Source organism: Roseomonas marmotae (assembly GCF_017654485.1).
Taxonomy (GTDB): Bacteria; Pseudomonadota; Alphaproteobacteria; order Acetobacterales; family Acetobacteraceae; genus Pseudoroseomonas; species Pseudoroseomonas marmotae.
Genome location: NZ_CP061091.1, coordinates 3,119,047 through 3,144,580, shown reverse-complemented (window position 1 = coordinate 3,144,580; position 25,534 = coordinate 3,119,047). Strand labels below are relative to the sequence as shown.

Here is a 25,534-nt window from a genome sequence, read left to right as displayed (position 1 = left end):
CGGTTCCTCCTGCCTGGCAGGGTGTCATTCACCGACCGCCCGGTCAAATAGTTGCGCCCGCTGTTCAAGCGGTGGCGCTTCGCTAGAAGGAGTGCATGACCGCTGCGCCCCTGCTGGAGATTCTGCACCACCTCAACAGCGCGCCCTCGCGCACCTGGTCGGTGGTGATCACGGTGTTCGGCGACGCCATCGTGCCGCGCGGGGGTGCCGTCAGCTTGGCGACGCTGACGGAGATCTTCCAGGCCATGGGCGTGGCGGAGGGTGCGGTGCGCACGGCCATGTCGCGCCTTTCCGCCGACGGATGGCTGGAGCGCAGCCGCCAGGGCCGCAACAGCTTCTATGCCCTGGCCGGGAAGGGTCAGGCGACTTTCGCCGAGGCCGCCGGGCGCATCTACGCCCCCCATGCCCCCGCCGCGCCCGGGCGTTTCCGGCTGGTGCTGGCGGAAGGCGCGGAGATGCGCGCCGCGTTGCAACAGGCCGGTTTCGGAATGGCCCAGCCGGGGCTCTGGGTGGCGCCAGAAGGGGTGGAGGTACCGCCGGAAGCCGCCGCTGCCATTACGCTGCTGGCCGAGGCGGACACCCAGGATGCCCGCCGGCTGGCCGGGCAATGCTGGCCGCTGGAAGCCCTGGCCGAAGCTTACCGCCGTTTCGTCGCCGCCTTCGAGCCGCTGGCCCTCTGGATGGAGCAGGGCCATGCGCTGGAGGGGGTGGATGCGCTGGTGGCGCGGGTGCTGCTGATCCACGAATACCGCCGCGCCGTGCTGCGCCACCCGCCGCTGCCCCGCGCGCTGCTGCCGGCGGACTGGGCGGGGGATACGGCGCGCGCGCTGTGCGGGCAGCTCTACCGGGCGCTGCTGCCGGCTTCCGAGGCCTGGCTGGAGGAACATGCCACCCGCGCCGAAGGGCCGCTGCCGCCGCCCGGCCCGGATCTGGCCGCACGCTTCCGGGAGCGGTGAAAAGCGTTACAAATTTTTCTTGGTTTGGACAAAAACGGTTATATATTCCTCCTAAGGGATCGAACCCCGGCGATCCAGGAGGACGGCCATGTACACCCAGGCGCTGAACGCCCGCGACGAAGCCCCCGCCATCCGCGCCGCGGAGGAGATCGAGCTGGAAGCGCGCTTCCAGGCGCGCGTGGATGCCGAGGAGCGGATCGAGCCCAACGACTGGATGCCGGCCGCCTATCGCAAGACCCTGGTGCGGCAGATCTCCCAGCACGCGCATTCCGAGATCATCGGCATGCTGCCGGAAGGCAACTGGATCACCCGCGCCCCCAGCCTGCGCCGCAAGGCCGCGCTGCTGGCCAAGGTGCAGGATGAATGCGGCCACGGCCTGTATCTCTACGCCGCCGCCGAGACCCTGGGTGTCTCGCGCGAGGAGCTGACCGACCAGCTTCTGAGCGGCAAGGCCAAGTATTCCTCGATCTTCAACTATCCGACCCTGACCTGGGCGGATATCGGCGCCATCGGCTGGCTGGTGGATGGCGCGGCCATCATGAACCAGATCCCGCTCTGCCGCTGCTCCTACGGCCCCTATGCGCGCGCCATGATCCGCGTCTGCAAGGAGGAGAGCTTCCACCAGCGCCAGGGCTACGAGATCATGCTGACGCTCTGCCGTGGCACGGAGGAGCAGAAGGCCATGGCGCAGGATGCGCTGAACCGCTGGTGGTGGCCCTGCCTGATGATGTTCGGCCCGCCGGATGCCGTCAGCCAGCATTCCGACCAGTCCACCCGCTGGAAGATCAAGCGCTTCTCCAACGACGAGCTGCGCCAGAAATTCGTCGATGCCACGGTGCCGCAGGCGCATTACCTCGGCCTGACGCTGCCCGACCCCGACCTGCGCTTCGAGCCGGATGCGGAGGGCGACGGCACCACCGGCCATTGGCGCTGTGGCCAGATCGACTGGGAAGAATTCAAGCAGATCCTGGCCGGCAACGGTCCCTGCAACCGCGACCGGCTGGCCGCCCGCAACAAGGCGCATGAGGAAGGCGCCTGGGTGCGCGAGGCCGCGCTGGCCTTCGCCGAGAAGCGCCGCGCCCGCCAGCAGGCTGCCTGAGGAACGCCGATCATGACGAAAACCATCACCCCGCTCTGGGAAGTCTTCATCCGCAGCCGCAACGGGCTTTCGCATAAGCATGTCGGTTCGCTGCATGCGGCGGATGCGACCATGGCGCTGCAGGCCGCGCGCGACGTCTATACGCGGCGGGGGGAGGGGCTCTCGATCTGGGTCGTGCCCTCCAACGCCATCACCGCCTCCGACCCCTCCGAGAAGGGCATGATGTTCGAGCCCGCGGAGAGCAAGATCTATCGCCACCCGACCTTCTACGAGGTGCCCGACGAAGTCGGGCATATGTGAGCAGGCGCGGGAGGAAACGAAACCATGGCGACGACCTCGATCCGGGTCTCCGAGACCCCGCTGGTGCTCTATTGCCTGCGCCGCGCCGATGATGCGCTGGTGATGGGCCACCGCCTCTCCGAATGGACCGGCCGGGGGCCGGCGCTGGAGGAGGAGATGGCGCTGGCCAATATCGGGCTGGACCTGCTGGGCCAGGCGCGCTCCCTCTACAGCTATGCGGCCGAGGTCGAGGGCGCCGGCCATGACGAGGACGGCTACGCCTACCTCCGTGATTCCCGCCAGTACCGGAACCTGCTGCTGGCCGAGCAGCCGAATGGCGACTTCGCCCGCACGATGCTGCGCCAGTTCTTCTACGCCGCCTTCGCCGACCCGTATTGGCGGGCGATGATGAACTCCTCCGACGCCACGCTGGCGGCCATCGCCGCGAAGTCGGAGAAGGAAAGCGCCTATCACCTCCGCCACACCGCCGAATGGGTGATCCGCCTGGGCGACGGCACGGAGGAAAGCCACCGCCGCGCCGCCGAGGCCGTGGCGCATCTCTGGCCCTATACCGGCGAGATGTTCGAGGCCGATGCCGCCGAGCAGGAGCTGATCCAGGCCGGCATCGTGCTGGACCCCGCCAGCTTCCGCGCGCAGTGGGAGAAGACGGTCTCCGAGGTGCTGGCCGAGGCGACGCTGGAGAAGCCGGCCGGCACCTGGATGCAGAAGGGCGGCCGCAGCGGCATCCATAGCGAGCATCTCGGCCATATGTTGGCGGAGATGCAGGTGCTGGCCCGGACCTACCCCGGCGCCACCTGGTGAAGGCCATGGCGCAGCAGAGTGACAGCACGCTGCGGCAGAAAGCGATCGAGGCCGCGAGCACGGTGGTGGACCCGGAGATCCCGGTGCTGACCATCGCCGATCTGGGCGTGCTGCGGGATGTGGTGGTGGAGGATGGGCATGTCCGCGTGGACATCACCCCCACCTATTCCGGCTGCCCGGCGATGAACATGATCGCCTTCGAGATCGACCTCGCGCTCTCCAGGGCCGGGATCGAGGACCGGGAAGTCCGCACCGTGCTGGCCCCGGCCTGGACCACGGACTGGATGAGCGAGGATGGCCGCCGCAAGCTGCGCGAATACGGCATCGCGCCGCCGCAGCCCGGTAGCGGGCGCCGCGCGCTGTTCGGCCGCGATGTCGTGACCTGCCCGCGCTGCGGCTCCGACGACACCAGCCTGCTCGCCGAATTCGGCTCGACCTCCTGCAAGGCGCTGTGGCGCTGCGAGAGTTGCCGCGAGCCCTTCGACTATTTCAAATGCCATTGACGGAAGCAGCCATGTCCGCCACCGCCACGACACCCCGCTTCCACCGCCTGCGCATCGCCGACCTGAAGCGGGAGACGCGCGACGCCGTCTCCATCGCCTTCGAGGTGCCGGAGGAGATGCGCCCCCTCTATGCCTTCGAGCCCGGCCAGTATCTGACGCTGCGCACCCGGATGGATGATGAGGAAGTGCGCCGCTCCTATTCCATCTGCTCGGGCCCCGAGGATGGCGAGCTGCGGATCGCGGTGAAGCAGGTGGATGGCGGCGCCTTCTCCACCTGGGCCAATACCGCGTTGCGGGCGGGTGACGAGCTGGATGTGATGACCCCCACCGGCCGCTTCGGCGTGGCGCCGGCACCGGGCGAGGCGCGCATCCATGCGGGCTTCGCCGCTGGCTCCGGCATCACGCCCATCCTCTCCATTATCCGCGGCGTGCTGGCGCGGGAGCCGCAGAGCCGCTTCTTCCTTTTCTACGGCAACCGCTCGGGCGGCGAGATGCTGTTCCGCGAGCAGTTGGAGGAGCTGAAGGACCGCTTTCTCGGCCGCCTCTCGGTCTTCCATGTGCTGTCGCAGGAAGAACAGGACATCGCCATCCTGAACGGCCGCCTGGATGGCGAGAAGGTGCGCGTGCTGCTGCGCCATATCGTTCCAGCCGGACAGGTGAACCATGTCTTCGTCTGCGGCCCCACGGGCATGAGCGAGGAGATCGAGGCCACGCTGCGCGAGATGGGCGTGCCGGAGGAACGGGTGCATATCGAGCGCTTCGTCTCCGCCCTCGGCGGCAGGCCGCGCCCGAAGGTGGTGCCCAGCGCCGCCGAGGCCGAGGCGGCGCACCGCACCGCCGCGCTGATCGTCGATGGCAACCGCCGCGAGGTGAAGGTGGCGGAGGGCGAGGCCATCCTGGACGCCGCCCTGCGGGCCGGCCTCGACCTGCCCTATGCCTGCAAGGGCGGCATGTGCAGCACCTGCCGCGCCAAGGTGGTCGAGGGCACGGTGGAGATGGAAGTGAACTACTCGCTGGAGCCCTGGGAGACCAAGGCGGGCTTCGTCCTGACCTGCCAGTCGCGGCCGACCAGCGAGCGTGTCGTCATCGACTACGACCAGGTGTGAGGCTCAGCCACCGCCGATCTGGTCGCGCAGCCGCTGTTCCTGCGCGGCCAGTTCCGGCGACATGGCCTCGCCGAAATCCTCGGCCTCATAGACCGGGCGGATCTCGATCTCGCTGGGGCCGGGCATGGGGTTGGGGCAGTGCTTCACCCATTCCACGGCCTCGTCGATATCCTTGACCTTCCAGAGCCAGAAGCCCGCCACCAACTCCCCGGTGGCCGGGAAGGGGCCGTCGGTGACGCCGCGGTCCGGGCCATCGAAGGCCACCCTCTTTCCCTTGGACGAGGGCTTCAACCCCTCGCCGGCCAGCAGGATGCCGGCATCGGCGAGTTGCTGGTTGAACTTGCCCATGGCCTCCAGCAACCCGGCGGGCGGCATGGTGCCTGCCTCGCTGTCCTTCGTTGCCTTGACCAGAACCATAACGCGCATGTCCGGCCTCCTCCGTTCGAGAGGCGTGACAGCCTGCCGGAATCATGTCCGGTGAAAAGAGGTTTGGTAGCGGCTCAAGGCATTGTGGCCGGGCGCTTCCCCCCCCCGCCGGTTTGGCAAGGCCGCCGCCGCGGCCCTGCCTCCTTCCGGTTAGCCGGGCCTCAGCCCTGGTTCCGGCGGTCGATCACGCGCCGCATCTTGCCGATGGAGCGCTCGACCGAGCCGGGCTGCTCGATCACCACCCTGGTGGTGATGCCGATGGTGTTCTTGATCTGCTCGATCAGCGCTCCGGCCTCCTGCTTCAGGCCCTCGCCATCCCAGTCTCCGGCGCGGCATTCGGCATGGATGGTCATGCAGTCCATCCGCCCCTCCCGCGTCAGGCGGATCTGGAAATGGCCGCTGCACCAGTTCTGCGCCAGCAGCACTTCCTCGATCTGCGAAGGGAAGACATTGACGCCCCGCAGGATGATCATGTCGTCCGAGCGGCCTGTGACCTTCTCCATCCGCCGCATGCCCGGGCGGGCGGTGCCGGGCAGCAGCCGCGTCAGGTCGCGCGTGCGGTAGCGGATGACCGGCTGGCCCTCCTTGGTCAGCGTGGTGAAGACCAGCTCGCCCAACTCGCCATCCGGCAGGACCTCACCCGTCTCGGGGTTGATCACCTCGGGGTAGAAGTGGTCCTCCCAGATATGCAGGCCGTCCTTGGTCTCCACGCATTCCTGCGCCACGCCGGGACCCATCACCTCGGACAGGCCGTAGATGTCCACGGCCTGCATGTCGAAGGCCTGCTCGATCTCCTGCCGCATGGCATTGGTCCAGGGCTCGGCGCCGAAGATGCCGATCTTCAGCGAGGACTGGCGGGGGTCCAGGCCCTGGCGGCGGAACTCATCCATCAGCGCCAGCATGTAGCTGGGCGTGACCATGATGATCTCCGGCCTGAAGTCGTTGATGAGCTGCACCTGCCGCTCGGTCATGCCGCCGGACATCGGGATGACGGTGCAGCCCAGCCGCTCCGCCCCGTAATGGGCGCCGAGGCCGCCGGTGAAGAGGCCATAGCCATAGGCCACATGCACCTTCATGCCGGGGCGGCCGCCGGCGGCGTGGATAGAGCGGGCCATCAACTCCGCCCAGTTGTCGATGTCGCCCTTGGTATAGCCGACGACGATGGGCTTGCCGGTGGTGCCGGAGGAGCCGTGGATGCGCGCGATCTTCTCCTGCGGCACCGCCAGCAGGCCGAAGGGGTAGTTGTCCCGGAGGTCCGTCTTCACCGTGAAGGGAAACTTCGCGATGTCCGAAAGCTCCTTGAAGTCGTCGGGATGCACCCCGGCGGCGTCGAAGCTGCGGCGGTAATGCGGCACGTTGTCGTAGGCGTGCCGCAGGATCTTCGCCATGCGCTCCTTCTGCAGGGCGCGGATCTCCTCGCGGGAGGCCCGCTCCACCGCCGCCAGGACAGGGGAATTTTCCAGGACCGTTGCGCTCATCGTGGTGCTTCCTCCGGTTATTCTTTCAGTCCGTGCGTTTGCCGAAGCTGGGCGGGCGCTTCTCCAGGAAGGCAAGCACGCCTTCCGCGTAGTCGGGCGAGCGGCCGGCCTGGCGCTGCAGGTCGCGCTCCAGGTCCAGTTGCTGGTCCAGGCTGTTGGTGGCCGAAGCCTCCAGCGCCTGCTTGATCCGCCCCAGCCCCTCGGTGGACTGGGCGGCCAGGCGCTGGGTCAGGGCCTCGGCCTCGGTCTGGAGCTGGTCGTCGGCCACCGCCTTCCAGATCATGCCCCATTCGGCGGCGATCGGGGCGGGCAGGGGCTCCGCCGTGAACATCAGGGCCTTGGCACGCGCCTCCCCGATCAATCGCGGCAGCAGGAAAGTGCCTCCTGAATCCGGCACAAGTGCGATCTTTGAGAAGGACTGGATGAAGCGGGCCGACTGCGCCGCCAGCACGATATCGCAGGCGATGGCGATATTGGCGCCGGCCCCGGCCGCCACGCCGTTCACCGCGCAGACCACCGGCTTGGGCAGGCTGCGGATGCGGCTGATCAGCGGGTTGTAGAAACGCTCCAGCGTCTGGCCCAGGTCGGGCGGGCCACCCTGGCCGGGGCGGCGGTCACCCAGGTCCTGGCCCGCGCAGAAGCCGCGCCCTTCGCCAGTCAGCAGCACGGCGCGGCAAACTTCCGCATCCGCTGCCTCGCCCAGCGCGGCGTAGAGCGCGGTGTGAAGGGCCTCGTTGAAGGCGTTCAGCTTGTCGGGCCGGTTCAATACCAGCTTCCACCAGCCGTCACGCTTCTCGACCCGCAGGACCTGATCCATCCCGTTTCTCCTTCCGGTGCTCGCGGACCATGGATGGTCTCTCGTCTTGGCCGCAAGCCGGCGTCGCTTTATTCCTTGCATTGACCGTCCGGTTGGTCAAATAATTTCCGGTGTCCGGAAGCCGGAAATTCGGTCAGGCGTGTGGATGCAGGTGGTTGCCATTCGAACGGCCAGCCATACCCTGCGCCGCGCCTGATGGAGGAAGCATGTAATGGACAGTCAGAACCCCGCCGTATCGGTCAGCCGCGAAGGCTCCGTCGCGCTGGTGCGGATCGACTATGCCCCGGTGAACGCGTTGTCGCGCCCGGTGCGGCAGGGGCTGCTGGACGCGGCCCGTGCATTGGCGGCTGACGACAGCGTGACGGCGGTGGTGCTGCATGGCGGCTCCGGCCGCTTCATCGCCGGCGCCGACATCAAGGAAATGGACCTGCCGCCGGATGAGCCGATCCTGCCCGACGTGATCCGGGCGATCGAGGCCATCCCGCAGCCCGTGGTCGCCGCCATCGATGGCGTGGCACTGGGAGGCGGGCTGGAAATCGCCATGGCCTGCGACCTGCGCCTCGCGACGCCCAAGGCCAGCGTCGGGCTGGTGGAGACCCGCCTGGGCATCCTGCCGGGCTCCGGCGGCACGCAGCGGCTGCCGCGCCTGGTGGGCACCGCCAAGGCCATCGAGCTGATCGGCGAGGCCAAGATCCTGCGCGCGCCGGAAGCCGCGAAGCTCGGCATCATCGACGGCATCTTGGAAGGGGAACTGCTGGCCGAGGCCGTGCGGCTGGCGCCCGGTGCCGCGAAGCGCCATGTCTCCGCGCTGCCCATCCCGCCCGCCGACCCCGCCGCCGTGGAAGCCGCCGCCCAGTCCGCCCTGAAGAAGGCCAAGGGCGTGCCGGCCATTCCCGTCGTGGTGGAGCTGCTGCGCGAGACCGCCGGCATGGATTTCGAAGCCGGCCTGAAGCGCGAGCGCGAGGTCTTCCTGCCGCTGCGCGCCAGTGCCGAGGCCGCCGCGCTGCGGCATCTCTTCCTCGCCGAGCGTGAGGCGTCGCGCGTGCCCGGCCTGAAGGGCGTCACGCCCCGCGCAGTCGGGCATGTGGCCGTGATCGGCGGCGGCACCATGGGCAGCGGCATCGCCATGGCCGTGGCCGATGCTGGCCTGCCGGTGACGGTGATCGAGCGCGATGCCAGATCCGCCGCCGCCTGCGCGGCCCGGCTGCGCGATGCCTATGGCAAGCAGGCCAAGAGCGGCCGGCTGACCGATGCCGCGGCGGCCGAGCACGTGGTGCGCATCACGCCCACCGAGGACTGGAACAGCCTGGCCCTGGCGGACCTGATCATCGAGGCCGCTTTCGAGGATCTGACGGTGAAGGAGGATATCTTCCGCCGCCTGGATGCGGTGGCGAAGCCGGGCGCGGTGCTGGCGACGAATACCTCCTATCTCGACCCCGACGAGATCGCCGCCTTCACCAACCGGCCGCAGGATGTGCTGGGGCTGCACTTCTTCGCCCCCGCCAACATCATGAAGCTGCTGGAGGTGGTGCGCGGCGCGAAGACGGCGCCGGGCGTGCTGGCCACCGGACTCGCCTTCGGCAAGAAGCTCGGCAAGCTGCCCATCGTCTCCGGCGTCTGCGAAGGCTTCATCGGCAACCGCATCTATGCCGTCTATCGCCGCCACGCCGAATATCTGGTGGAGGATGGCGCCAGCCCGCGCGAGGTGGACGCGGCAATGGAATCCTATGGCTTCGCCATGGGAATCTTCGCGGTAGGCGACATGTCCGGGCTGGATATCGCCTGGGCCATGCGCAAGCGCCGCGCCGCCACGCGCGACCCGGGGGAGCGTTACGTCGCCATTCCCGACCGGCTCTGCGAGGCCGGGCGCCTGGGCCGCAAGACCGGCGCCGGCTGGTACAGCTATGCCAGCGGCAAGGCCGAGCCGGACCCGGCGGTGGATGCGATCATCGCCGCCGAGCGCGAGGCCGCCGGAATCACGCCGCGCCGCTTCACGGCCGAGGAGATCCAGAACCGGCTTCTGGCCGTGATGGCGAATGAGGGCGCGAAGATCGTGGCCGAGGGCATCAGCCTGCGGCCCTCCGACATCGATCTCGTCTTCACCAATGGCTACGGCTTCCCGCGCATCAAGGGCGGGCCGCTGTTCGCCGCCGACCAACGCGGCCTGCGCGCCGTGCTGGCGGAGGTGGAGGCCGCCGCCGAGGCCGGTGGCGTGGGCTCCGAGCCCGCGCCCCTGCTGCGCGAACTAGCCGAGGCCGGCAGCACTTTCAAGGAATGGCAGCGCGGGCGCGCCGCGCCCGGCTGACCCAACACAGGATGGAAGCACCATGGTCCTGACACTGCAAAGCTACGCCGAGAACCGCTGGGTCGCCCCCGGCGCCGGTGCGGTGGAGATCCCAAGCGCGGTCGATGGCCGCGTGATCGCCACGGCCTCCTCGGCCGGGGTGGATTTCGGGGCCATGGTGCGCCATGCACGGCAGGTGGGCGGCCCGGCGCTGCGCGCGCTGACCTTCCACCAGCGCGCGGAGATGCTGAAGCGCCTTGCGGTGCATCTGACCGAGCGGAAGGAGGCTCTCTACGAGCTTTCCTACGATACCGGCGCCACCCGGCGGGATAGCTGGATCGATATCGACGGCGGCATCGGCACGCTCTTCGCCTATGCCTCGCGCGGCCGGAAGGAACTGCCGAGCGAGCGCTTCGTGCTGGACGGTGCGTTCGAGCCGCTCTCGAAGAACGGCAGCTTCGTCGGCGCGCATATCATGACGCCGCTGCACGGCGTGGCCGTGCATGTGAATGCCTTCAACTTCCCCTGCTGGGGCATGCTGGAGAAGCTGGCGCCGACCATCCTGGCCGGCGTCCCCGTCATCACCAAGCCGGCGACGGCCACGGCCTATCTGGCCCATGCCATGTTCGCCATGATCGTCGAATCCGGCATCCTGCCACCGGGCGCGGTACAGTTCGTCGCCGGCTCCACCGGCGACCTGCTGGAGCATCTGAACGGGCAGGATGTCGTCTCCTTCACCGGCTCCGCCATCACCTCCGGCAAGCTGCGTGACCACCCGACCGTCTCGCGCAATGCCGTGCGCTTCATCGCGGAGCGGGATTCGCTGAACGCGGCCATCCTCGGCACGGACGTGACGCCGGAGAGCCCGGAATTCGACCTCTTCATCAAGGAAGTGGCGCGGGAGATGACGGCCAAGGCCGGGCAGAAATGCACGGCCATCCGCCGCGTGATCGTGCCGCGCGAGCGTGTGGAGGCGGTTCGCGATGCGCTGGCGGCGCGGCTGGGTAAGCTCGCCATCGGCAATCCGCGTGACGAGAAGGTGGCCGTGGGCCCGTTGGCCAGCCAGCAGCAGCGCCGCGACGTGCGAGAGAACATCGCGAAGCTGGCCGGGGAATCCGAGATCGTCTTCGGTGATCCGCTGCATTGCACGGTGGTGGATGCCGATGCCGATGCCGGCGCCTTCCTCTCCCCGGTGCTGCTGCATTGCGCCGAGCCGATTCGCGCGGAACGGGTGAACCATGTCGAGGCCTTCGGCCCCGTCTCCACCCTGCTGCCCTATGACGGGCTGGACCAGGCCATCGACCTGGCGCAGCGCGGGGAGGGCAGCCTCGTCGCCTCCGCCTTCTCCTACGACGCCGATGTGACGGAACAGCTGGTGATGGGCCTCGCGCCCTTCCATGGCCGCCTCTATCTGGTCGACCGCGACAGCGCCAAGGAAGCGACGGGCCATGGCTCGCCCCTGCCGGCCCTGGTGCATGGCGGCCCCGGCCGCGCCGGCGGCGGCGAGGAGATGGGCGGGCTGCGCGGCGTGTATCACTACATGCAGCGCACGGCCTTGCAGGGTTCGCCCGCCAAGCTGACCGCCCTGACGAAGACCTGGGGACAGGGCGCGCCGACGAAGGTGGAAGGGCCGCATCCCTTCCGCAAGAACTTCGACGAGATCGCCATCGGCGACACGGTGGTGACCCCCGCGCGCACCATCTCGCTCGAGGATATCGAGCATTTCGCCAATTTCACCGGCGACAGGTTCTACGCGCATATGGATGAGGAAGCCGCCAAGGCGAACCCCTTCTTCCCGGGGCGCGTGGCGCATGGCTACCTGATCCTGAGCTTCGCGGCCGGTTTGTTCGTGGACCCGGCACCAGGGCCGCTGCTGGCGAATTACGGGCTGGAGCGGCTGCGTTTCCTGAAGCCGGTCTCGCCCGGCGATTCGATCCGCGTGCGGCTGACGGTGAAGTCGAAGCGTTCCGCCCGCCTGCCGGATTATGGCGAGGTGCGCTGGGATGCCGAGGTCTTCAACCAGAATGACGAGACGGTCGCGCAGTACGACGTGCTGACCATGAGCGCGCGCCCGGCGCCGTGACGCCGGGGGACGGGGGGCGGATGCGCGGCCCCCGCCTGTCCTTGTCAGGTGAAGGTGATGGCGACGGTGCCGAGTCCAGCGACATCTGCCTCCACCTCCGTCGCATCGCCGCGCGACCAGGGGCCGATCCGCGCGCCCGTGATGACCACCTCGCCTTTCCTCAGCCCGCCTGTCCGGGCTGCGGCATGGTTGGCCAGCCAAGCCAGGGCGGCGAGTACATCCTCGATCCCTGCGCCGCCATTCACGGCCGCCACCTGCTCTCGATCCAGCCGCAGGTGCATCGCGACCTCGCGGAGGTCCAGCCCCTCCCATTCCGCCAGCCCGGCGCCCAGCACCACGGCGGCGTTGCTCTGGCTGTCGGCCAGCAGGCTCAGCGGCGCGGCGGCCCTGCGGTCCCGGAAACGGGAACTGAGCAGCTCCACCGCTGGATGCAGCGCGGCGATGGCGGCGCGCAGATCCTCCGGCGTATAGGGGGTGGCGCGTGGCGGCAGGTCGTGGCCCAGCGTCACGGCGATCTCGATCTCGATCTCGATCTCAACCTCGATCTCGGCGCCCGGCACCGCTGACTGCGCGAGGGAAGCGGGCGAAGCCTGGATCAGCGCCGCGCTGATGGGCGAGCAGCCGGGCTCGGCATGGCCGCTCTTCGGGCTCACCTTCCAGCCGCCAATGGGGCCGAGCAGCCGGATGACGCCATCCTGGATGGCATAGGCCTGCTCGGTGCTGCGGGGGCGCAGATCCTCCGGCAGGTCCTTCAGCCGTTCCTGCCCCTGACGGACCGCCACCAGCAACTGCGCCGCGCGTTCCGGACTGTTCTGCACCATGGTCTTTCCCTCGTCCTGTCTCAGCAGCAGCCGAGGATGCCGGGTTCCTCCGGCCGCTGCCATGGCCCGGGGCCAGAACCCGTATTCCCTCATGCGGGCCACTCCCAATATCATCATGCGCCCGATACCCTGGACCGTTGCGGGACAGGCCCCGCCGCGCCTCAACCGGAAAGTTGCCCTTGATGCCCGATACCTTCGCGCTGGCCGTCCATGGTGGTGCCGGCACCATCCGCCGCGAGTCCATGACGCCCGAGGCCGAGGCGCAGTACCACGCCGGCCTGCGCGACAGCCTGAACGCCGGCCATGCCGTGCTGGCCGGGGGCGGCAGCGCGCTGGATGCCGTGACGGCGGCGGTGATGGCGCTGGAGGACAACCCGCTGTTCAACGCCGGGCGCGGCGCCGTCTTCACCCGCGCGGGCCTGCAGGAGATGGACGCCGCAGTGATGCGGGGCGAGGACCGTGGGGCCGGCGCCGTGGCCGGCATCATGGGGCCGCGCAACCCCGTGCAGGCCGCGCGCGCGGTGCTGGAAAACTCCGAGCACGTGCTGCTGGTGGGTGAGGGCGCGATGGAATTCTGCCGAGCCCAGGGCATCACCTTCGCGCCCGCCGGGTATTTCTACACCGAGCGGCGCTGGCAGGCCTTGCAGGACGAACTGGCGCGCCAGGCCTCTGCCGCCCCCGACACGCGCAGCGACGAGGCCAAGCACGGCACGGTCGGCGCCGTCGCGCGCGACCGACACGGCAACCTGGCGGCGGCTACCTCCACGGGTGGCATGACGGCGAAGCTGCCGGGGCGCGTGGGGGACAGTCCGGTCTTCGGCGCCGGCACCTGGGCCGACAACGAGACCTGCGCCATCTCCGCGACCGGCCATGGCGAGTATTTCATCCGCTGGGCCGCCGCGCATGACATCGCAGCGCGCATGCGTTACCGCGGCGATGCGCTGGATGTCGCGGCGGAGGCGGTGGTGGAGGAACTGGGCCGGATCGGCGGCTCGGGCGGGCTGATCGCCATCGACGCGGCCGGGCGGGTCTCGCTGCCCTTCAACAGCCAGGGCATGTATCGCGGCATGATCGCCGCCGATGGCGTGGCCTGGACCGGCATCTACCGCCAGCCGCTGCAGCAGGGCTGAGACGGGATGACCGCTTCTCCGCATATTCTGGTGGTCGGCGCCGGGATCGTCGGCCTCGCCCTGGCCTGGAAGCTGCAACGCGGTGGCGCCACGGTGACGGTGCTGGACCCGCAGCCGCCGGGGCAGGGGGCCAGCTTCGGCAATGCCGGCGCCATCAGCGCCAGCTCCGTGGTGCCGCTTGCCATGCCGGGCGTGCTGCGCGACGTGCCGAAGATGCTGCTGGACCCCGACGCGGCGCTGCATGTCCCGGCCAATTACTGGCTGCGCGCCATGCCGTGGTTCGCCCGCTTCGTCGCCTCCGCCCGCCCCGCGCGGGTGGCGGAAGTGGCCCGCGCGCTGGGCACGCTGCATCATCTGGCTGTGGAGCAGCATCAGGCGCTGGCACGGGAGATCGGCGCGCCGGAACTCGTGGTCTGTGCCGGACATCTCTACCTCTATCGTTCCCGGGAGCAGTTGGCGAAGGATACGGCCAGCTGGGCTTTGCGCCGCGAGCATGGGGCGCGCATCGAGACGCTGGACCGCGACGGCATCATGGCGCTGGAGCCGGCGGTGGGGCCGGACTACACGGTCGGCCAGTTCCTGCCGGACCACGCGCATTGCGCCAACCCGCACCGCTACTGCCTGGCCCTGGCGGAAGCCCTGACGCGCAACGGCGCCCGCTTCGTGCGGGACCGCGCGCTGGAGATCACGGTCGCGGAGGGCCGCGCCAGCGGCATCCGTGGGGAGGCCGGGCACCATGCGGCGGATAGCGTCGCCATCGCCGCCGGCGCCTGGTCCGCCCGCCTGCTGGCGCCGCTCGGCTACCGCATCCCGCTGGAGAGCCAGCGCGGCTACCACGTCATGCTGCCGCGCGCCGGGCTGCAACTGGGGCGCTGCATCGTCCCCGCCGACCGCAAGGTTTTCATCACGCCCATGGAAGGCGGCATCCGCGTCGGCGGCACCGTGGAATTCGGCGGCACCGAGAAGCCGCCGACGCCGCGCCGGGCCGAGCTGCTCTACCGCGACCTGAAGGCGGTGCTGCCTGATGCCAGCACCGAGGAATCAGAGGGCTTCTGGATGGGGCACCGGCCCTGCCTGCCGGATTCCCTGCCGGTCATCGGCCCCTCCAGGAAGCTGCCGAACCTGGCCTTCGCCTTCGGCCACGGGCATCTGGGCCTGACCGGCGCGGCGAGCACGGCGGAACTGCTGGCGCCGGCCATCCTGGGGCGGCCGGGCAATGCCTCGCTGGAGGCCTATGCCGCCGAGCGGTTCTGATCTCCGGGGGAGGTGGCAGCGCAGGACGACTCTGCGGCAGAGGCCGCCGGGCAGCCGCCATCCGCACCCGATGGACCACGGAAGTCCGGGCAGAAAGCGTCACCTCCTCCCGTGCGCTGCTCATCTCAACTCGAACAGCTCTTGATGAAAGCGCCTGGCGACCTGAAACCCATGACGACCGAAGTCCTGTCTGAGAGCCTCGCCAAGGCCGGACGGGCCGCAGAACCAGATGCTGGCGCCCCGCCAGTCGGGCACGGCTTCCCGGATGCGGTCGCCGGTCAGCCGGCCCTCGCGCCGGGTATGAAGCACATGCAGGCGCACACCCGCGGCTGCCGCATCGGCTTGCAGCCTGGCAATGGCTTCGTCGCTGTATTCGGCGGTGGGATGGAACAGATCGATGTCATGCCGCAGGGACGTGCCAGGTATGGCTGAGCCTTCCTGCGCGAGATACTTCATCCGGGCGATGAAAGGCGTGATGCCGACTCCCCCGCCCACCCAGATCTGACGCGGCGAACCGTCATCGAAGGTAAAGAAGCCATACGGCCCCTCGACCTGCACCAGATCACCGACATGAAGAGTCTCGTGCAGACGCCGTGTATAGTCCCCGAGCTCCTTCACGACGAAGGAGAGATGATGCCTGGCCGGGTCCCAGGTGGAAGCGATCGTGAAGGGGTGCGCGCCCTCCGACATGTCCGAGGTGACGAAGGCGAACTGTCCAGCCTTGTGTCCAGGCCAGCCCTTGGGAACGTCTATCTCGCACTCGAGCACATGAAGCGCGGGGTAGTAATGCAGCCTCGTAATCCTGCCTTCCACCTTCCGGCTCATGCCGATCCGGCGCAGTATCGACACAACGGCAGCCACTGTCCCGGCGGCCATCAGCAACGCCATGACCGCGCCGACGGGCGTGGACCAGTAGCTGAACTTGGTCAGCACGACACTGTGAAATACCAGGATCAGGTACAGGACAGCGAGGAGGCGGTGCGACTTGTGGAACAGGTGATAGGGGACAGGCCGGGCCAGGGCGACGGCGATCAGGATGACGCTTGCGTAGAAAGTCCACTCGCCAAGACTCTCGGCGGTATGCCGCTGCGACAGTAGGAATGGTTCCACCCAGCCTTCAGCAGGCACCCGCGGACTGCGTTGCGGGCGCGCCACCCAGCCAAGGGACACGGCCCATCTCGGTCCTTGCGCCCAGAGCCAGTGGGTGACGGCCAGTGCGAGCCCGCCGATGCCCAGCCATTTGTGCAGGCGATACATCTTGTCGAGTCCGCCCGTCCACCTTTCAGGCCAACGCGGCCGCATGGCGAGAAGCATGGCAAGGCTCATGCAGCCCATCGCCAGAATGCCGCTGTACTGCATCGCAGAAGCGCGAAGCGTAAAAAGGTGGTCCGGCGCCAGCGACCCTGGATCAGCAAGAAGCCAGAGGATGCTGAGCACGGCCAGCCCTCCCCAGAATACGGACCGTGCGCGCCTCATGGCAGGTGCTCCCCTGTGATAACGGCTCTGGCCGTGCCAGGAAGGATGCTGAACTTTGCTGCATGAACGGCAGCTTGGCAGGACACCTGCCGTCACCGGGTATGGTCGACCGGAATCCTTCAATCAGCTCGAAACGATCTGCAGCTTGTCATGCGTCGTGCGGTCGTGGGCCCTTGCCAAGGAAAAGTGATGCTGGGCGCCGAGCCAGCCTGGAAGCGGCTACCGGTGGAGGTAGAGGTGACATTGGGATGTGCCGCTACGCACGACCCGTTGGTGGCGCGGCTGCCATCGACAGGGGATGGAAGCCGCGCCGCAGGATGCGATGGATAGGTCGAGCCTCTAAATCGGCAGGGCCGAGGTGTTCTTGATCTCCCGCAGCGCGAAATGCGAGGAAATATGCTGCACCGCGGGATTGATGAAGACGACCTCTTGAAGGAACCGCTCGTAATGGGCGGCGTCCTTGACCACTGCGCGGATGATGTAATCCGCGCTGCCGGTCATGGAGAAGCATTGCAGCACCTCCGGCCGCTCCACGATCGCCTTCTCGAAATCCAGCAACGCGTCGCGGTTGTGCTTGGCCAGCGTCACATTGGCGAAGACCGTCTGCCCGTAGCCCAACTTCGCCGCATCCAGACGCGCCACATACTCCAGGATGACCCCGGCATCCTGCATCGCCTTCAGCCGCCGCCAGGTGGGGGAGGTGGAGAGGCCGATCTTCTCCGCCAGCTCCTGCACGCTCTGCCGTGCATTCTTCTGCAGGGCGGCCAGGATCGCGCGCTCGAATTGGTCCAGTTCCTCCGTCTGAGGCATGGCTGCTCCCCCTGATTCGCAGATCGGGCATGGATATGCCGGCTTGTCGCCCAAGGCGAGGGCATCATGCCTGCCTTCCGCCGTATCCCGCAAAAAGAGGAACGGTTTTGCCCGGGAATGAAGCCTAGCCTTCAGGAAATGCATCATCGGCCGGCCCTTGAAGCCAGGCCGGAACAGGGGAACGGACATGGGATCGATCGCCCTCTCCAAGCCATCGTCTTCCGCGCGCAGCGCCACCCCCGACCCCGCCGTCGACTGGCGCCGCGTCGCCTATCTGCTGCATGTCTCCCGCGCCCTGGACGCGCTGGAGGAGAAGACCCTCGTGCCGGAGAAGAAGGTCCTCTACCAGTTCTCGGCGCGCGGGCATGACCTGGCGCAGATCATCCTCGGCCTGGGCCTGACCGAGCGGCACGACGCCGCCTGCGGCTATTACCGCTCCCGCCCCATGCTGCTGGCGCTGGGGGTGGAGATCGAGGAGGCGCTGGGCTCCTCCATGGCCCGGGCCGGCGGCTATTCGGACGGGCGGGATATCGGGGTCGTCTTCAACTATCCCAATCCCCGGGGCGCCTCGGCCCTGCCGATGTGCGGCGGCGTCGGTGCGCAATACACGCCGACGGTGGGCTGGGCGCAGGCCGTCGAATACCATCGCACCGTGCTGGGGGATGAGAGTTATGCCCGCGCCATCGGCGTGGTGCTGGGCGGCGATGGCTCCGTCGCCACCAACGGCTTCTGGTCGGCCCTGACCATCGCGACGACGCAGAAGCTGCCTGTCCTCTTCTATATCGAGGATAACGGCTATGGCATTTCCGTCCCCTCCGTCTTCCAGACGCCGGGCGCCAATATCGCCGCCAATCTCGCCAGCTTCGGCAATCTGCATATCCTCTCCGGCGACGGCACGGACCCGGCGGTGGCGGCGTCCCTGATCCGGCAGGCGCAGGACCATGTGCGGGGCCGCCAGGGTCCCTGTTTGCTGCGCCTGACCGTGCCGCGCCTGCAGGGCCACAGCTTCCAGGATACCCAGACCTACAAATCCTCCACCGCGGTGGAGGCCGAATGGGCACGCGACCCGCTGCCCCGGCTGCGCGACTTCCTGGTGCCTGCGGTGCTGGGCGACGCGGAATGGAACGAACTGGCCGCCGAGGCCGCGCAGGCGGTGGAAGCGGCCCGCGCCAGGGCCGAGCAGCGCCCGGTGGCGCGGCCGGAGACAGTGATGCGCCATGTCTTCTCGGAAGCCGGGCAGCAGGTGATGGGCGGGCTACGCGCCGCCGGCATCACGCCGCCTGCCGGCAGCGACGTGCCGAGGCCGGAAGGCGCGCGCATCAACATGGTCACCGCCATCCGACGCACGCTGGACCATGAACTGGCCATCAATCCGCGCGTGCTCCTGTTCGGTGAGGATATCGGCCCCAAGGGCGGCGTCCATGCCGTGACGCTGGGCCTGCAGGAGAAGTTCGGCGAGAAGCGCGTCTTCGACACCAGCCTTTCCGAAGAGGGCATCGTTGGTAGGGCCGTCGGCATGGCCATGGCGGGGCTGATGCCGGTGCCGGAGATCCAGTTCCGCAAATATGCCGACCCGGCGGTGGAGCAGATCAACGACTGCGGCACCATGCGCTGGCGCACCAACAACCGCTTCGCCGCGCCCATGGTGCTGCGCATGCCCGTCGGCTTCTTCAAATGCGGCGACCCCTGGCACAGCCAGACCAATGAGGTGCAGTTCGTCCATTCCCCCGGCTGGAAGGTTGCCGTCCCTTCCAATGCCGAGGACGCGGTGGGCCTGCTGCGCGGCGCGCTGCGGGGCGACGACCCCGTGATGTTCCTGGAGCACCGCGCCATGCTGGACGCCGCCTGGGCGCGGCGCCCCTATCCCGGCGACGACTACGTCATTCCCTTCGGCTGCGCCCGCACCACCATGGCCGGCGAGAAGCTGACCATCGTCACCTGGGGCGCCATGGTCGAGCGCTGCGAGGATGCGGCGCGCGGCAGCGGGCAATCCGTCGAGGTCATCGACCTCCGCACGCTGATGCCCTGGGACAAGGAGGCGGTGCTGGCCTCGGTCACGCGCACGCATCGCTGCCTGATCGTGCATGAGGACCTCCGCACCGCCGGCTTCGGCGCCGAGATCGCCGCCGTGGTGGCCGATGAGGCCTTCATGGAGCTGGATGCCCCTGTTTCCCGCCTGACCATGCCGGATGTGCCCAGCCCGCATAACCCGGTGCTGCTGAACCATGTGGTGCCCTCGGTCGAGCGCATCCGCGACAAAATCCTGGAACTGGTGGGTTTCTGACGATGGAAACGATGACGGTCACTGAGATCCGCTCCCCCATCGCGCAGGAGGGCACCACCGCCGCCATCCGCACCTGGTTCCGGCAGGTGGGCGAGGTGGTGCGAGAAGGCGAGCCGCTGGTGGAACTGGAGACCGACAAGGTCGCCATGGAGGTCGCGTCCCCCGCCTCCGGCCGCCTCGCCGCCATCCTGATCGCCACGGGGGATGTGGAGCCGGGCGCGCTGCTCGGCCATATCGAGCCGGGGGAAGGGGCCACGGCCGCCGCCGCGCCCGCTGAGCGCCCCAGGCCGCCGCAGGTGCATGCGGAACCCGAGCTGCGCCTTTCGCCGGCCGTGCGCAAGCTGGTCAGCGAAAGCGGCATCGACCCCGGCAGCGTGGCCGGCACCGGCAAGGGCGGGCGCCTGACGCGGGAGGATGTGGTCCAGGCGCTGGAGCAGCGCGCGCGGCCCCCGGCCCCACCGCCGCCGCCACAGCCTGCGCCGGCCGCGCAGGCGCCTTCCGGGCTTCGGTCCAGCATCGTCCCGCATAGCCCGATGCGCCGGCGCATCGCCGAGCATATGGCGCAGTCCGTGGCCACGGCCCCGCATGTGACGGCGGTCTTCGAGGCCGACCTGTCCGCCGTCATCGCCCATCGCGCGGTGACGAAGGCGGAATTCGCCACCCAGGGCGTGAACCTGACCTTCACCGCCTATTTCGTGCAGGCCTGCGTGGAGGCCATGAAGGTCGCGCCGACGGTGAACAGCCGCTGGCATGAGGAGCATCTGGAGGTCTTCTCCAGCATGAATATCGGCATCGGCACCGCGCTGGGGGACCAGGGGCTGATCGTGCCGGTGATCCATGAGGCGCAGTCGCTCTCGCTGCTCGGCATCGCGCAGCGGCTTCAGGAGGTGACGCAGCGCGCCCGCGCCAACAGGCTGGCGCCGGAAGACGTGCGCGGCGGCACTTTCACCATCTCCAACCATGGTGTCTCGGGCTCGCTGGTGGCGACGCCGATCATCATCAACCAGCCGCAATCCGCCATCCTCGGCATCGGCAAGCTGGAGAAGCGGGTGGTGGTGCGGGAGGTCGGCGGCAGCGACGCCATGCTGATCCGGCCCATGAGCTACGTCTCGCTCACCATCGACCACCGCGTCATCGATGGCGCGCAGACCAATGCCTGGCTGACGCGCTTCGTCGAGGTGCTGGAGAGCTGGCCGGCGCCCTGAGGCGCCGGCGCAACCCGCTTACTGCTTCTGGATGCCGGCCTGGGTGACGACGGCCTGCCACTTCGCCACCTCGGCCCGCACGAAGTCCTGTGCCTGCTCCGGCGTGCTGCCGACGGGGGTGGCGCCGAGGGTGGTCATCCTCTCCTTCACGGATTCCTCCTTCAGCTGCGCGGCGGCATCGGTGGCGATCTTCTGTGCCACCGGCCCCGGCAGCCCGGCAGGGGCGATGATGGCGCCCCAGGTCGAGGCCTCGAAACCCGGGAAGCCGCTTTCCGCAACGGTGGGCAGGTCTGGAAGCATGGGCAGGCGCTGCGCCGCGGTGGTGGCCAGCGCCTTCAGCTTGCCGCCCTGCACATGGCCCAGCACCGCCGGCAGCGTGTCGAACATCACGTCCACCCGGCGGCCGATCAGGTCCGGATGCGCGGCGGTGGAGCCGCGATAGGGCACGTTGGTCATGGCCGCGCCGACCTGATGGGCGAACATCTCGGCGGCCAGATGCACGGCGCCGCCGGTATTGGCGAAGGTGATCTCGCCCGGCTTCGCCTTCACCATCTTCGCGAGGTCCTGTACCGAATTCGCGGGGAAGTCCGGCGCCGCCACCAGCACCAGTGGCACGGAGTAGATGATGCTGAGGACAGTGAAATCCTTCAGCGTGTCGAAGGGCGTGGTGTAGAGCGCCGCGTTCACCGCGTGGTTCACGGAGACGAAGCCCAGCGTGGTGCCATCCGGCGCCGCCTTGGCCACGGTATCGCTGCCGACGATGCCATTGGCGCCCGTGCGGTTCTCCACCACCACCGACTGCTTCCACAGCGGCGTCAGCTTCTCCGCGATCAGGCGCGCCGCGATATCGGAGGCTCCGCCCGGGCTATAGGGCACGATGATGCGGACGGTCTGGCTGGGAAAGCCGCCCTGGGCCCTGGCCAGTGGAACGCGGAGGGCGGCCAGCGCGGCGGGGGCGAGGAGTGCCGAGCGGCGGGTGATTTTCATGGCCTGTGACCTTTGTTGCCTGGACGTCCCGGCCGGCGGCGGAACTGGTGCCGCCGGGTATGGCCGGAGCTTCAGCCCGCCGGGCCGCCATCTGCAATAGCAGACCGGCTCAGGCGCCAGACAACAGGGTGTGAGAGGCCGGCTCTCAGACGGAGACGGCCGAACGCACCCCCAGATACGATTCGATGATGCGTTGGTCCGCCTGCAACATCGCCGGCTCGCCTTCCAGCATCACGCGGCCATTCTCCAGCACGTAGCCGTAATCGGCGATACGCAGCGCGGCCCTGGCATTCTGCTCCACCAGCAGGATTGACGTGCCGTTGTCGCGCAGATTGGCGACGGTCTGCAGGATCTCCCGCACGATCAACGGGGCAAGGCCGAGGCTGGGCTCGTCCAGCATCAGCAGGCGCGGCTCGCCCATCAGGGCGCGGGCCATGGCCAGCATCTGCCTCTCCCCGCCCGAGAGGGTGCCCGCCAGCTGCCGGCGCCTTTCCTTCAGGCGCGGGAACAGGGCGAACATCTCGTTCAGCAGGGGCTCCGCGCTGCCCTTGTGGCGCAGGCGGAAACGGCCGAGGCGGAGATTGTCCTCCACCGTCATGCTGGAGAACAGCTCGCGCTTCTCTGGCACCAGGCTGAGGCCGTCGGCCACACGGGCCTCCACGCTCTCGCCTCTCAGGTCCCGCCCGGCGAAGCTGATGCCGCCGCTGGCCGGCACCACGCCCATGATGGCGTTCAGCAGCGAGGATTTCCCGGCGCCATTCGGCCCGAGGATGGTGATCACGGTCCCCTTCGGCACGCTGAGGGAGACGTCGGAGACGGCCAGGATGGCGTCGTAGCTGACGGTGGCGCCCTGCACGCTGAGGATCGTCATGCGGCGGTTCCCAGATAGGCGTCGATCACGGCGGGGTTGCCCTGGATCTCCTTCGGCCGGCCCTGCGCCAGCTCCGTGCCAAAATTCATCACCACAAGCCGGTCCGTCAGGTTCATGACGAAATCCATGTCGTGCTCGACCAGCAGGATGGTCATGCCTTCCGCCCGCAGCCTGTCCAGCAGCTTCGCCAATGCCGCCTTTTCCAGATGGCGCAGGCCCGCGGCGGGCTCGTCCAGCAGCAGCAGCACGGGGTCGAGGCAGAGCGCGCGGGCGATCTCGACCAGCCGCTGCTGGCCAAGCGACAGCTCATCCGCCACCAGATAGGCGCAATGCGCCAGTCCGACGCGGTGCAACTGCTGCCAGGCAAGGGCGAAGAGCCTGGCTTCCTCCGCCCGGTCCAGCTTCAACGCGGCGCGGAGCGGGCCGGAGGAGGCGCGGAGATGCGCACCCAGCGCCACATTGTCCAGCACCGTCATGCCATGCACCAGCTTCACATGCTGGAAGGTGCGGGCCACGCCGCGCGTGGCGATGTGGCGCGCGCTGCGGCCGCAGATTTCCTCGCCCAGGAAGGCCACGCTGCCCTTGGTGGCGGAAAGCACGCCGGTCAGCAGGTTGAAGGTGGTGCTCTTGCCCGCGCCATTCGGGCCGATCAGCCCGACCACCTCGCCGGCATCCAGACGGAAGCCGACATCATTGACCGCCACCAGCCCGCCGAACTGCTTGCGCAGCGCGGTGGCGCGCAGGATCTCCTGCCCGCGTTCCGGTTGCGGGCGCGGGGGCAGGATCTGCGCCTCGGTGGCTGCGGGGATCGGGGGCTGGGCCGGCTTCGGCAGCAGGCGGCCGGCCAGCTTCGCCAGATGCGGCCAGATGCCGCGCGGCGAGAATTGCAGCAACAGGATCAGCAGGGCGCCGAAGACGATGGTCTCGAAATTGCCCTGCGCGTTCAGCAGCCAGGGCAGAAGAGTCTGCAACTGGTCCCGCAGCAGCGTGACGATGGCCGCGCCCAGCAGCGCGCCGCCGATGTTGTGCACGCCGCCCGCCACGGCCATCAGGAGGTAGTCGATGCTCATGTTGATGCCGAAGGGGGAGGGGTTCACCGCGCGCTGCAGATGCGCGTAGAGCCAGCCCGCGAGCCCCGCCAGCACGCCCGCATAGACGAAAGCCAGGATGCGGGCCTGGAAGGTGTTCACCCCGAAGGATTCGGCCGCCAGGGCACCGCCGCGCAGCGCGCGCATCGCGCGGCCCGGGCGGGAGTCGAGCAGGTTGCGCGTCAGCAGTATGGCCAGAACCACGCAGGCCAGCACCAGGAAATAGAAGTTGCGGGTATCGCCGAAGTCGATGCCGCCCAGCCGGATGGCGGGAATGCCGCTGATGCCGTCATTGCGGTGGAAGAAGTCCAGGTTGCCGACCAGATAGAAGAAGCTGACATTCCAGGCGATGGTGGCGATGGCGAGGTAATGGCCCTTCAGCCGCAGCGTGACGGCGCCGATGGCCCAGGCCAGCCCGCCCGTGACCAGCAGCGAGATCGGCAGCGTCACCCAGGGGGAAAGCCCGTAGCGGGTGGTCAGGATCGCGGTGGTATAGGCGCCGAAGCCCGTGAACATGGCCTGGCCGAAGGAGGTCAGCCCCGCCACGCCTGTCAGCACCACCAGCCCCAGCACGACGAGGCCGGAGAGGCCGATATAGCTGAGCAGCGTGACCCAGAAGGGCGGGAAGCCCGGCACCAGCGGTGCGACGATGGCGATGGCGAGCGCGGCGCCGGCAGCGACGCGGTGCATCGGGGCCATGGCTTACTCCTCCTCGTCCAACGCCACGGGCGTGGTGAAGGAACGCCATAGCAGCACGGGGATGATGATCATGAAGACCAGCACTTCCTTGAAGGCGCTGGCGTGGAAGGAGGCGAAGCTCTCCACCAGCCCGATCAGGATCGCGCCCGCCGCGGCCAGCGGGTAGCTGACCAGCCCGCCGATGACGGCGGCGACGAAACCCTTCAGCGCGATCAGGAAGCCGGTGTCGTAATAGATCGTGGTGATGGCGGAGATCATGATGCCGCCCAGCGCGCCGATGCTGGCCGCGAGCGTGAAGGCGACATGCCCGCAGAGCGCGGGCGAGATGGCCACAAGGCGCGCGCCCAGCCGGTTGACGGCGGTGGCACGCAGGGACTTGCCGAGCAGCGTGCGCTCGAAGAACAGGAAGAGCGCGACGATCAGCGCGATGGTCATCAGCACGATCACCAGCGACTGTCCGGTGATGAAGAGTGGCCCGATCTCGAGCGTGGCATCGGAGAGGCTGGAGGTGCGGGAGCCTTCGGCGCCGAAGAAGACCAGCCCCAGCCCCTGCATTGCCAGATGCAGCGCGACGGAGACGATCAGCAGCACCAGCACGCTGGCATCGGCCATGGGCCGGTAGACGATGTCGTAGAGATAGGGGCCCATCGGCGCCACGATGGCCAGGGCGATGATGATCTTGGCGATGAGCGGCGCTTCCCAGGCCACGGCCGCCCAGGCCAGAGCCGCCACCACCAGCGGCAGCAGCAGCGACGTCGCCACCTGCATCGTCATGCTTCTCGCCGTGGCATGGCGGCGGGAGGCCCAGAGCCGGCAGGCCGCCGAGGCGGCGCCGAGGATCAGCAGCAACCAGACCGTGCCCGGCAGCGTGCCGGTTTCCAGCGCCGCCAGGGTCAGCGCCCCGAAGGCGACGAATTCACCGATCGGCACCAGGATGACGCGGGTGACCGTGAAGACAATCACCAGCGCCAGCGCCAGCAGGCCATAGATGGCACCGTTGACGATGCCATCCTGCACGAGCACGAGAAATATCGAGAGATCCACGGCCAATCCCCG

21 protein-coding genes and 1 pseudogene are annotated in these 25,534 nt (G+C 68.6%); 12 read left to right on the top strand and 10 right to left on the bottom strand.

Going from position 1 to position 25,534, the window contains the following annotated elements:
- Positions 1-95: 95 nt before the first annotated feature.
- The 6 genes from paaX (at position 96) to paaE (ending at position 4,765) form a co-directional block, all read left to right on the top strand.
- Positions 96-956 (top strand): phenylacetic acid degradation operon negative regulatory protein PaaX, encoded by an 861-nt coding sequence (gene paaX, locus IAI58_RS14770; protein ID WP_207445702.1) that lies wholly within the window; start codon positions 96-98, stop codon positions 954-956.
- A gap of 88 nt (positions 957-1,044) precedes the next feature.
- Positions 1,045-2,055, top strand: a complete 1,011-nt coding sequence (paaA, locus tag IAI58_RS14765; protein ID WP_207445701.1) for a 1,2-phenylacetyl-CoA epoxidase subunit PaaA — start codon at positions 1,045-1,047, stop codon at positions 2,053-2,055.
- A 12-nt stretch (positions 2,056-2,067) separates the two neighbouring features.
- Positions 2,068-2,355, top strand: coding sequence for a 1,2-phenylacetyl-CoA epoxidase subunit PaaB (gene paaB, locus IAI58_RS14760; RefSeq protein ID WP_207445700.1), 288 nt, complete (start codon positions 2,068-2,070; stop codon positions 2,353-2,355).
- Positions 2,356-2,379: 24 nt separating this feature from the next.
- Positions 2,380-3,156 carry a 1,2-phenylacetyl-CoA epoxidase subunit PaaC gene (gene paaC / locus IAI58_RS14755; RefSeq protein ID WP_207445699.1) on the top strand — a complete coding sequence of 259 codons (777 nt, stop codon included), beginning with the start codon at positions 2,380-2,382 and terminating at the stop codon, positions 3,154-3,156.
- Positions 3,157-3,161: 5 nt separating this feature from the next.
- Entirely contained in the window at positions 3,162-3,659 is a 498-nt protein-coding gene (gene paaD / locus IAI58_RS14750) for a 1,2-phenylacetyl-CoA epoxidase subunit PaaD (RefSeq protein WP_207445698.1), read from the top strand.
- 11 nt (positions 3,660-3,670) lie between these two features.
- Positions 3,671-4,765, top strand: coding sequence for a 1,2-phenylacetyl-CoA epoxidase subunit PaaE (gene paaE / locus IAI58_RS14745; protein ID WP_237182241.1), 1,095 nt, complete (start codon positions 3,671-3,673; stop codon positions 4,763-4,765).
- Between the two features lie 3 nt (positions 4,766-4,768).
- On the opposite strand, the gene IAI58_RS14740 is transcribed toward paaE, so the two are convergent.
- From IAI58_RS14740 to paaG, 3 genes are all read right to left on the bottom strand, one after another.
- Positions 4,769-5,191, bottom strand: coding sequence for a YciI family protein (locus IAI58_RS14740; RefSeq protein WP_207445696.1), 423 nt, complete (start codon positions 5,189-5,191; stop codon positions 4,769-4,771).
- Between the two features lie 161 nt (positions 5,192-5,352).
- Positions 5,353-6,669, bottom strand: coding sequence for a phenylacetate--CoA ligase PaaK (gene paaK, locus IAI58_RS14735; protein WP_207445695.1), 1,317 nt, complete (start codon positions 6,667-6,669; stop codon positions 5,353-5,355).
- A 25-nt stretch (positions 6,670-6,694) separates the two neighbouring features.
- Entirely contained in the window at positions 6,695-7,486 is a 792-nt protein-coding gene (gene paaG, locus IAI58_RS14730) for a 2-(1,2-epoxy-1,2-dihydrophenyl)acetyl-CoA isomerase PaaG (RefSeq protein WP_207445694.1), read from the bottom strand.
- A 211-nt stretch (positions 7,487-7,697) separates the two neighbouring features.
- Here paaG and IAI58_RS14725 point away from each other — a divergent pair, with 211 nt between their 5' ends.
- Both IAI58_RS14725 and paaZ read left to right on the top strand, forming a co-directional pair.
- On the top strand, positions 7,698-9,791 hold the full coding sequence (locus tag IAI58_RS14725) for a 3-hydroxyacyl-CoA dehydrogenase NAD-binding domain-containing protein (protein WP_207445693.1): 2,094 nt from the start codon (positions 7,698-7,700) through the stop codon (positions 9,789-9,791).
- 22 nt (positions 9,792-9,813) lie between these two features.
- Positions 9,814-11,853, top strand: coding sequence for a phenylacetic acid degradation bifunctional protein PaaZ (gene paaZ / locus IAI58_RS14720; protein ID WP_207445692.1), 2,040 nt, complete (start codon positions 9,814-9,816; stop codon positions 11,851-11,853).
- A 44-nt stretch (positions 11,854-11,897) separates the two neighbouring features.
- Here the strand turns inward: paaZ and IAI58_RS14715 are convergent, their stop codons facing one another.
- Positions 11,898-12,674 carry a 2-keto-4-pentenoate hydratase gene (locus tag IAI58_RS14715; RefSeq protein ID WP_207445691.1) on the bottom strand — a complete coding sequence of 259 codons (777 nt, stop codon included), beginning with the start codon at positions 12,672-12,674 and terminating at the stop codon, positions 11,898-11,900.
- Between the two features lie 182 nt (positions 12,675-12,856).
- Here IAI58_RS14715 and IAI58_RS14710 point away from each other — a divergent pair, with 182 nt between their 5' ends.
- Both IAI58_RS14710 and IAI58_RS14705 read left to right on the top strand, forming a co-directional pair.
- Positions 12,857-13,804, top strand: coding sequence for an isoaspartyl peptidase/L-asparaginase family protein (locus IAI58_RS14710; protein ID WP_207445690.1), 948 nt, complete (start codon positions 12,857-12,859; stop codon positions 13,802-13,804).
- Between the two features lie 6 nt (positions 13,805-13,810).
- Positions 13,811-15,058, top strand: coding sequence for an NAD(P)/FAD-dependent oxidoreductase (locus IAI58_RS14705; RefSeq protein WP_207445689.1), 1,248 nt, complete (start codon positions 13,811-13,813; stop codon positions 15,056-15,058).
- Positions 15,059-15,178: 120 nt separating this feature from the next.
- Here IAI58_RS14705 and IAI58_RS14700 read toward each other — a convergent pair whose 3' ends face one another.
- Complete coding sequence (locus IAI58_RS14700; protein WP_237182861.1) at positions 15,179-16,495, bottom strand: ferredoxin reductase family protein; 1,317 nt, start codon at positions 16,493-16,495, stop codon at positions 15,179-15,181.
- Positions 16,496-16,873: 378 nt separating this feature from the next.
- On the bottom strand, positions 16,874-17,344 hold the full coding sequence (locus IAI58_RS14695; RefSeq protein WP_207445687.1) for an Lrp/AsnC family transcriptional regulator: 471 nt from the start codon (positions 17,342-17,344) through the stop codon (positions 16,874-16,876).
- Between the two features lie 187 nt (positions 17,345-17,531).
- Here IAI58_RS14695 and IAI58_RS14690 point away from each other — a divergent pair, with 187 nt between their 5' ends.
- Positions 17,532-19,628 carry a transketolase C-terminal domain-containing protein gene (locus IAI58_RS14690; protein WP_208775963.1) on the top strand — a complete coding sequence of 699 codons (2,097 nt, stop codon included), beginning with the start codon at positions 17,532-17,534 and terminating at the stop codon, positions 19,626-19,628.
- Between the two features lie 11 nt (positions 19,629-19,639).
- Entirely contained in the window at positions 19,640-20,833 is a 1,194-nt protein-coding gene (locus tag IAI58_RS14685) for a dihydrolipoamide acetyltransferase family protein (RefSeq protein WP_237182240.1), read from the top strand.
- Positions 20,834-20,851: 18 nt separating this feature from the next.
- Here IAI58_RS14685 and IAI58_RS14680 read toward each other — a convergent pair whose 3' ends face one another.
- From IAI58_RS14680 to IAI58_RS14665, 4 genes and pseudogenes are all read right to left on the bottom strand, one after another.
- Positions 20,852-21,820: a tripartite tricarboxylate transporter substrate binding protein gene (locus IAI58_RS14680; protein WP_207445684.1), complete on the bottom strand. Its 969-nt coding sequence runs from the start codon at positions 21,818-21,820 to the stop codon at positions 20,852-20,854.
- Between the two features lie 382 nt (positions 21,821-22,202).
- Positions 22,203-22,691, bottom strand: a pseudogene (locus tag IAI58_RS14675) (ABC transporter ATP-binding protein); the annotation flags it as partial.
- Positions 22,688-24,478, bottom strand: coding sequence for a branched-chain amino acid ABC transporter ATP-binding protein/permease (locus IAI58_RS14670; RefSeq protein ID WP_207445682.1), 1,791 nt, complete (start codon positions 24,476-24,478; stop codon positions 22,688-22,690). The gene IAI58_RS14670 and the pseudogene IAI58_RS14675, both read right to left, overlap by 4 nt.
- A 3-nt stretch (positions 24,479-24,481) precedes the next feature.
- On the bottom strand, positions 24,482-25,522 hold the full coding sequence (locus IAI58_RS14665; protein WP_237182860.1) for a branched-chain amino acid ABC transporter permease: 1,041 nt from the start codon (positions 25,520-25,522) through the stop codon (positions 24,482-24,484).
- Positions 25,523-25,534 lie beyond the last annotated feature (12 nt).

Bases quoted from the DNA above. Each gene is read 5' to 3' on its own strand.
- IAI58_RS14695 (WP_207445687.1), bottom strand. From the start codon at position 17,344: ATGCCTCAGACGGAGGAACTGGACCAATTCGAGCGCGCGATCCTGGCC.
- IAI58_RS14705 (WP_207445689.1), top strand. From the start codon at position 13,811: ATGACCGCTTCTCCGCATATTCTGGTGGTCGGCGCCGGGATCGTCGGC.
- paaC (WP_207445699.1), top strand. From the start codon at position 2,380: ATGGCGACGACCTCGATCCGGGTCTCCGAGACCCCGCTGGTGCTCTAT.
- IAI58_RS14740 (WP_207445696.1), bottom strand. From the start codon at position 5,191: ATGCGCGTTATGGTTCTGGTCAAGGCAACGAAGGACAGCGAGGCAGGC.
- paaK (WP_207445695.1), bottom strand. From the start codon at position 6,669: ATGAGCGCAACGGTCCTGGAAAATTCCCCTGTCCTGGCGGCGGTGGAG.
- paaD (WP_207445698.1), top strand. From the start codon at position 3,162: ATGGCGCAGCAGAGTGACAGCACGCTGCGGCAGAAAGCGATCGAGGCC.
- paaZ (WP_207445692.1), top strand. From the start codon at position 9,814: ATGGTCCTGACACTGCAAAGCTACGCCGAGAACCGCTGGGTCGCCCCC.
- paaA (WP_207445701.1), top strand. From the start codon at position 1,045: ATGTACACCCAGGCGCTGAACGCCCGCGACGAAGCCCCCGCCATCCGC.
- IAI58_RS14715 (WP_207445691.1), bottom strand. From the start codon at position 12,674: ATGGTGCAGAACAGTCCGGAACGCGCGGCGCAGTTGCTGGTGGCGGTC.
- paaG (WP_207445694.1), bottom strand. From the start codon at position 7,486: ATGGATCAGGTCCTGCGGGTCGAGAAGCGTGACGGCTGGTGGAAGCTG.
- IAI58_RS14710 (WP_207445690.1), top strand. From the start codon at position 12,857: ATGCCCGATACCTTCGCGCTGGCCGTCCATGGTGGTGCCGGCACCATC.
- IAI58_RS14670 (WP_207445682.1), bottom strand. From the start codon at position 24,478: ATGGCCCCGATGCACCGCGTCGCTGCCGGCGCCGCGCTCGCCATCGCC.
- paaX (WP_207445702.1), top strand. From the start codon at position 96: ATGACCGCTGCGCCCCTGCTGGAGATTCTGCACCACCTCAACAGCGCG.
- IAI58_RS14680 (WP_207445684.1), bottom strand. From the start codon at position 21,820: ATGAAAATCACCCGCCGCTCGGCACTCCTCGCCCCCGCCGCGCTGGCC.
- paaE (WP_237182241.1), top strand. From the start codon at position 3,671: ATGTCCGCCACCGCCACGACACCCCGCTTCCACCGCCTGCGCATCGCC.
- IAI58_RS14725 (WP_207445693.1), top strand. From the start codon at position 7,698: ATGGACAGTCAGAACCCCGCCGTATCGGTCAGCCGCGAAGGCTCCGTC.
- IAI58_RS14690 (WP_208775963.1), top strand. From the start codon at position 17,532: ATGGGATCGATCGCCCTCTCCAAGCCATCGTCTTCCGCGCGCAGCGCC.
- IAI58_RS14685 (WP_237182240.1), top strand. From the start codon at position 19,640: ATGACGGTCACTGAGATCCGCTCCCCCATCGCGCAGGAGGGCACCACC.
- paaB (WP_207445700.1), top strand. From the start codon at position 2,068: ATGACGAAAACCATCACCCCGCTCTGGGAAGTCTTCATCCGCAGCCGC.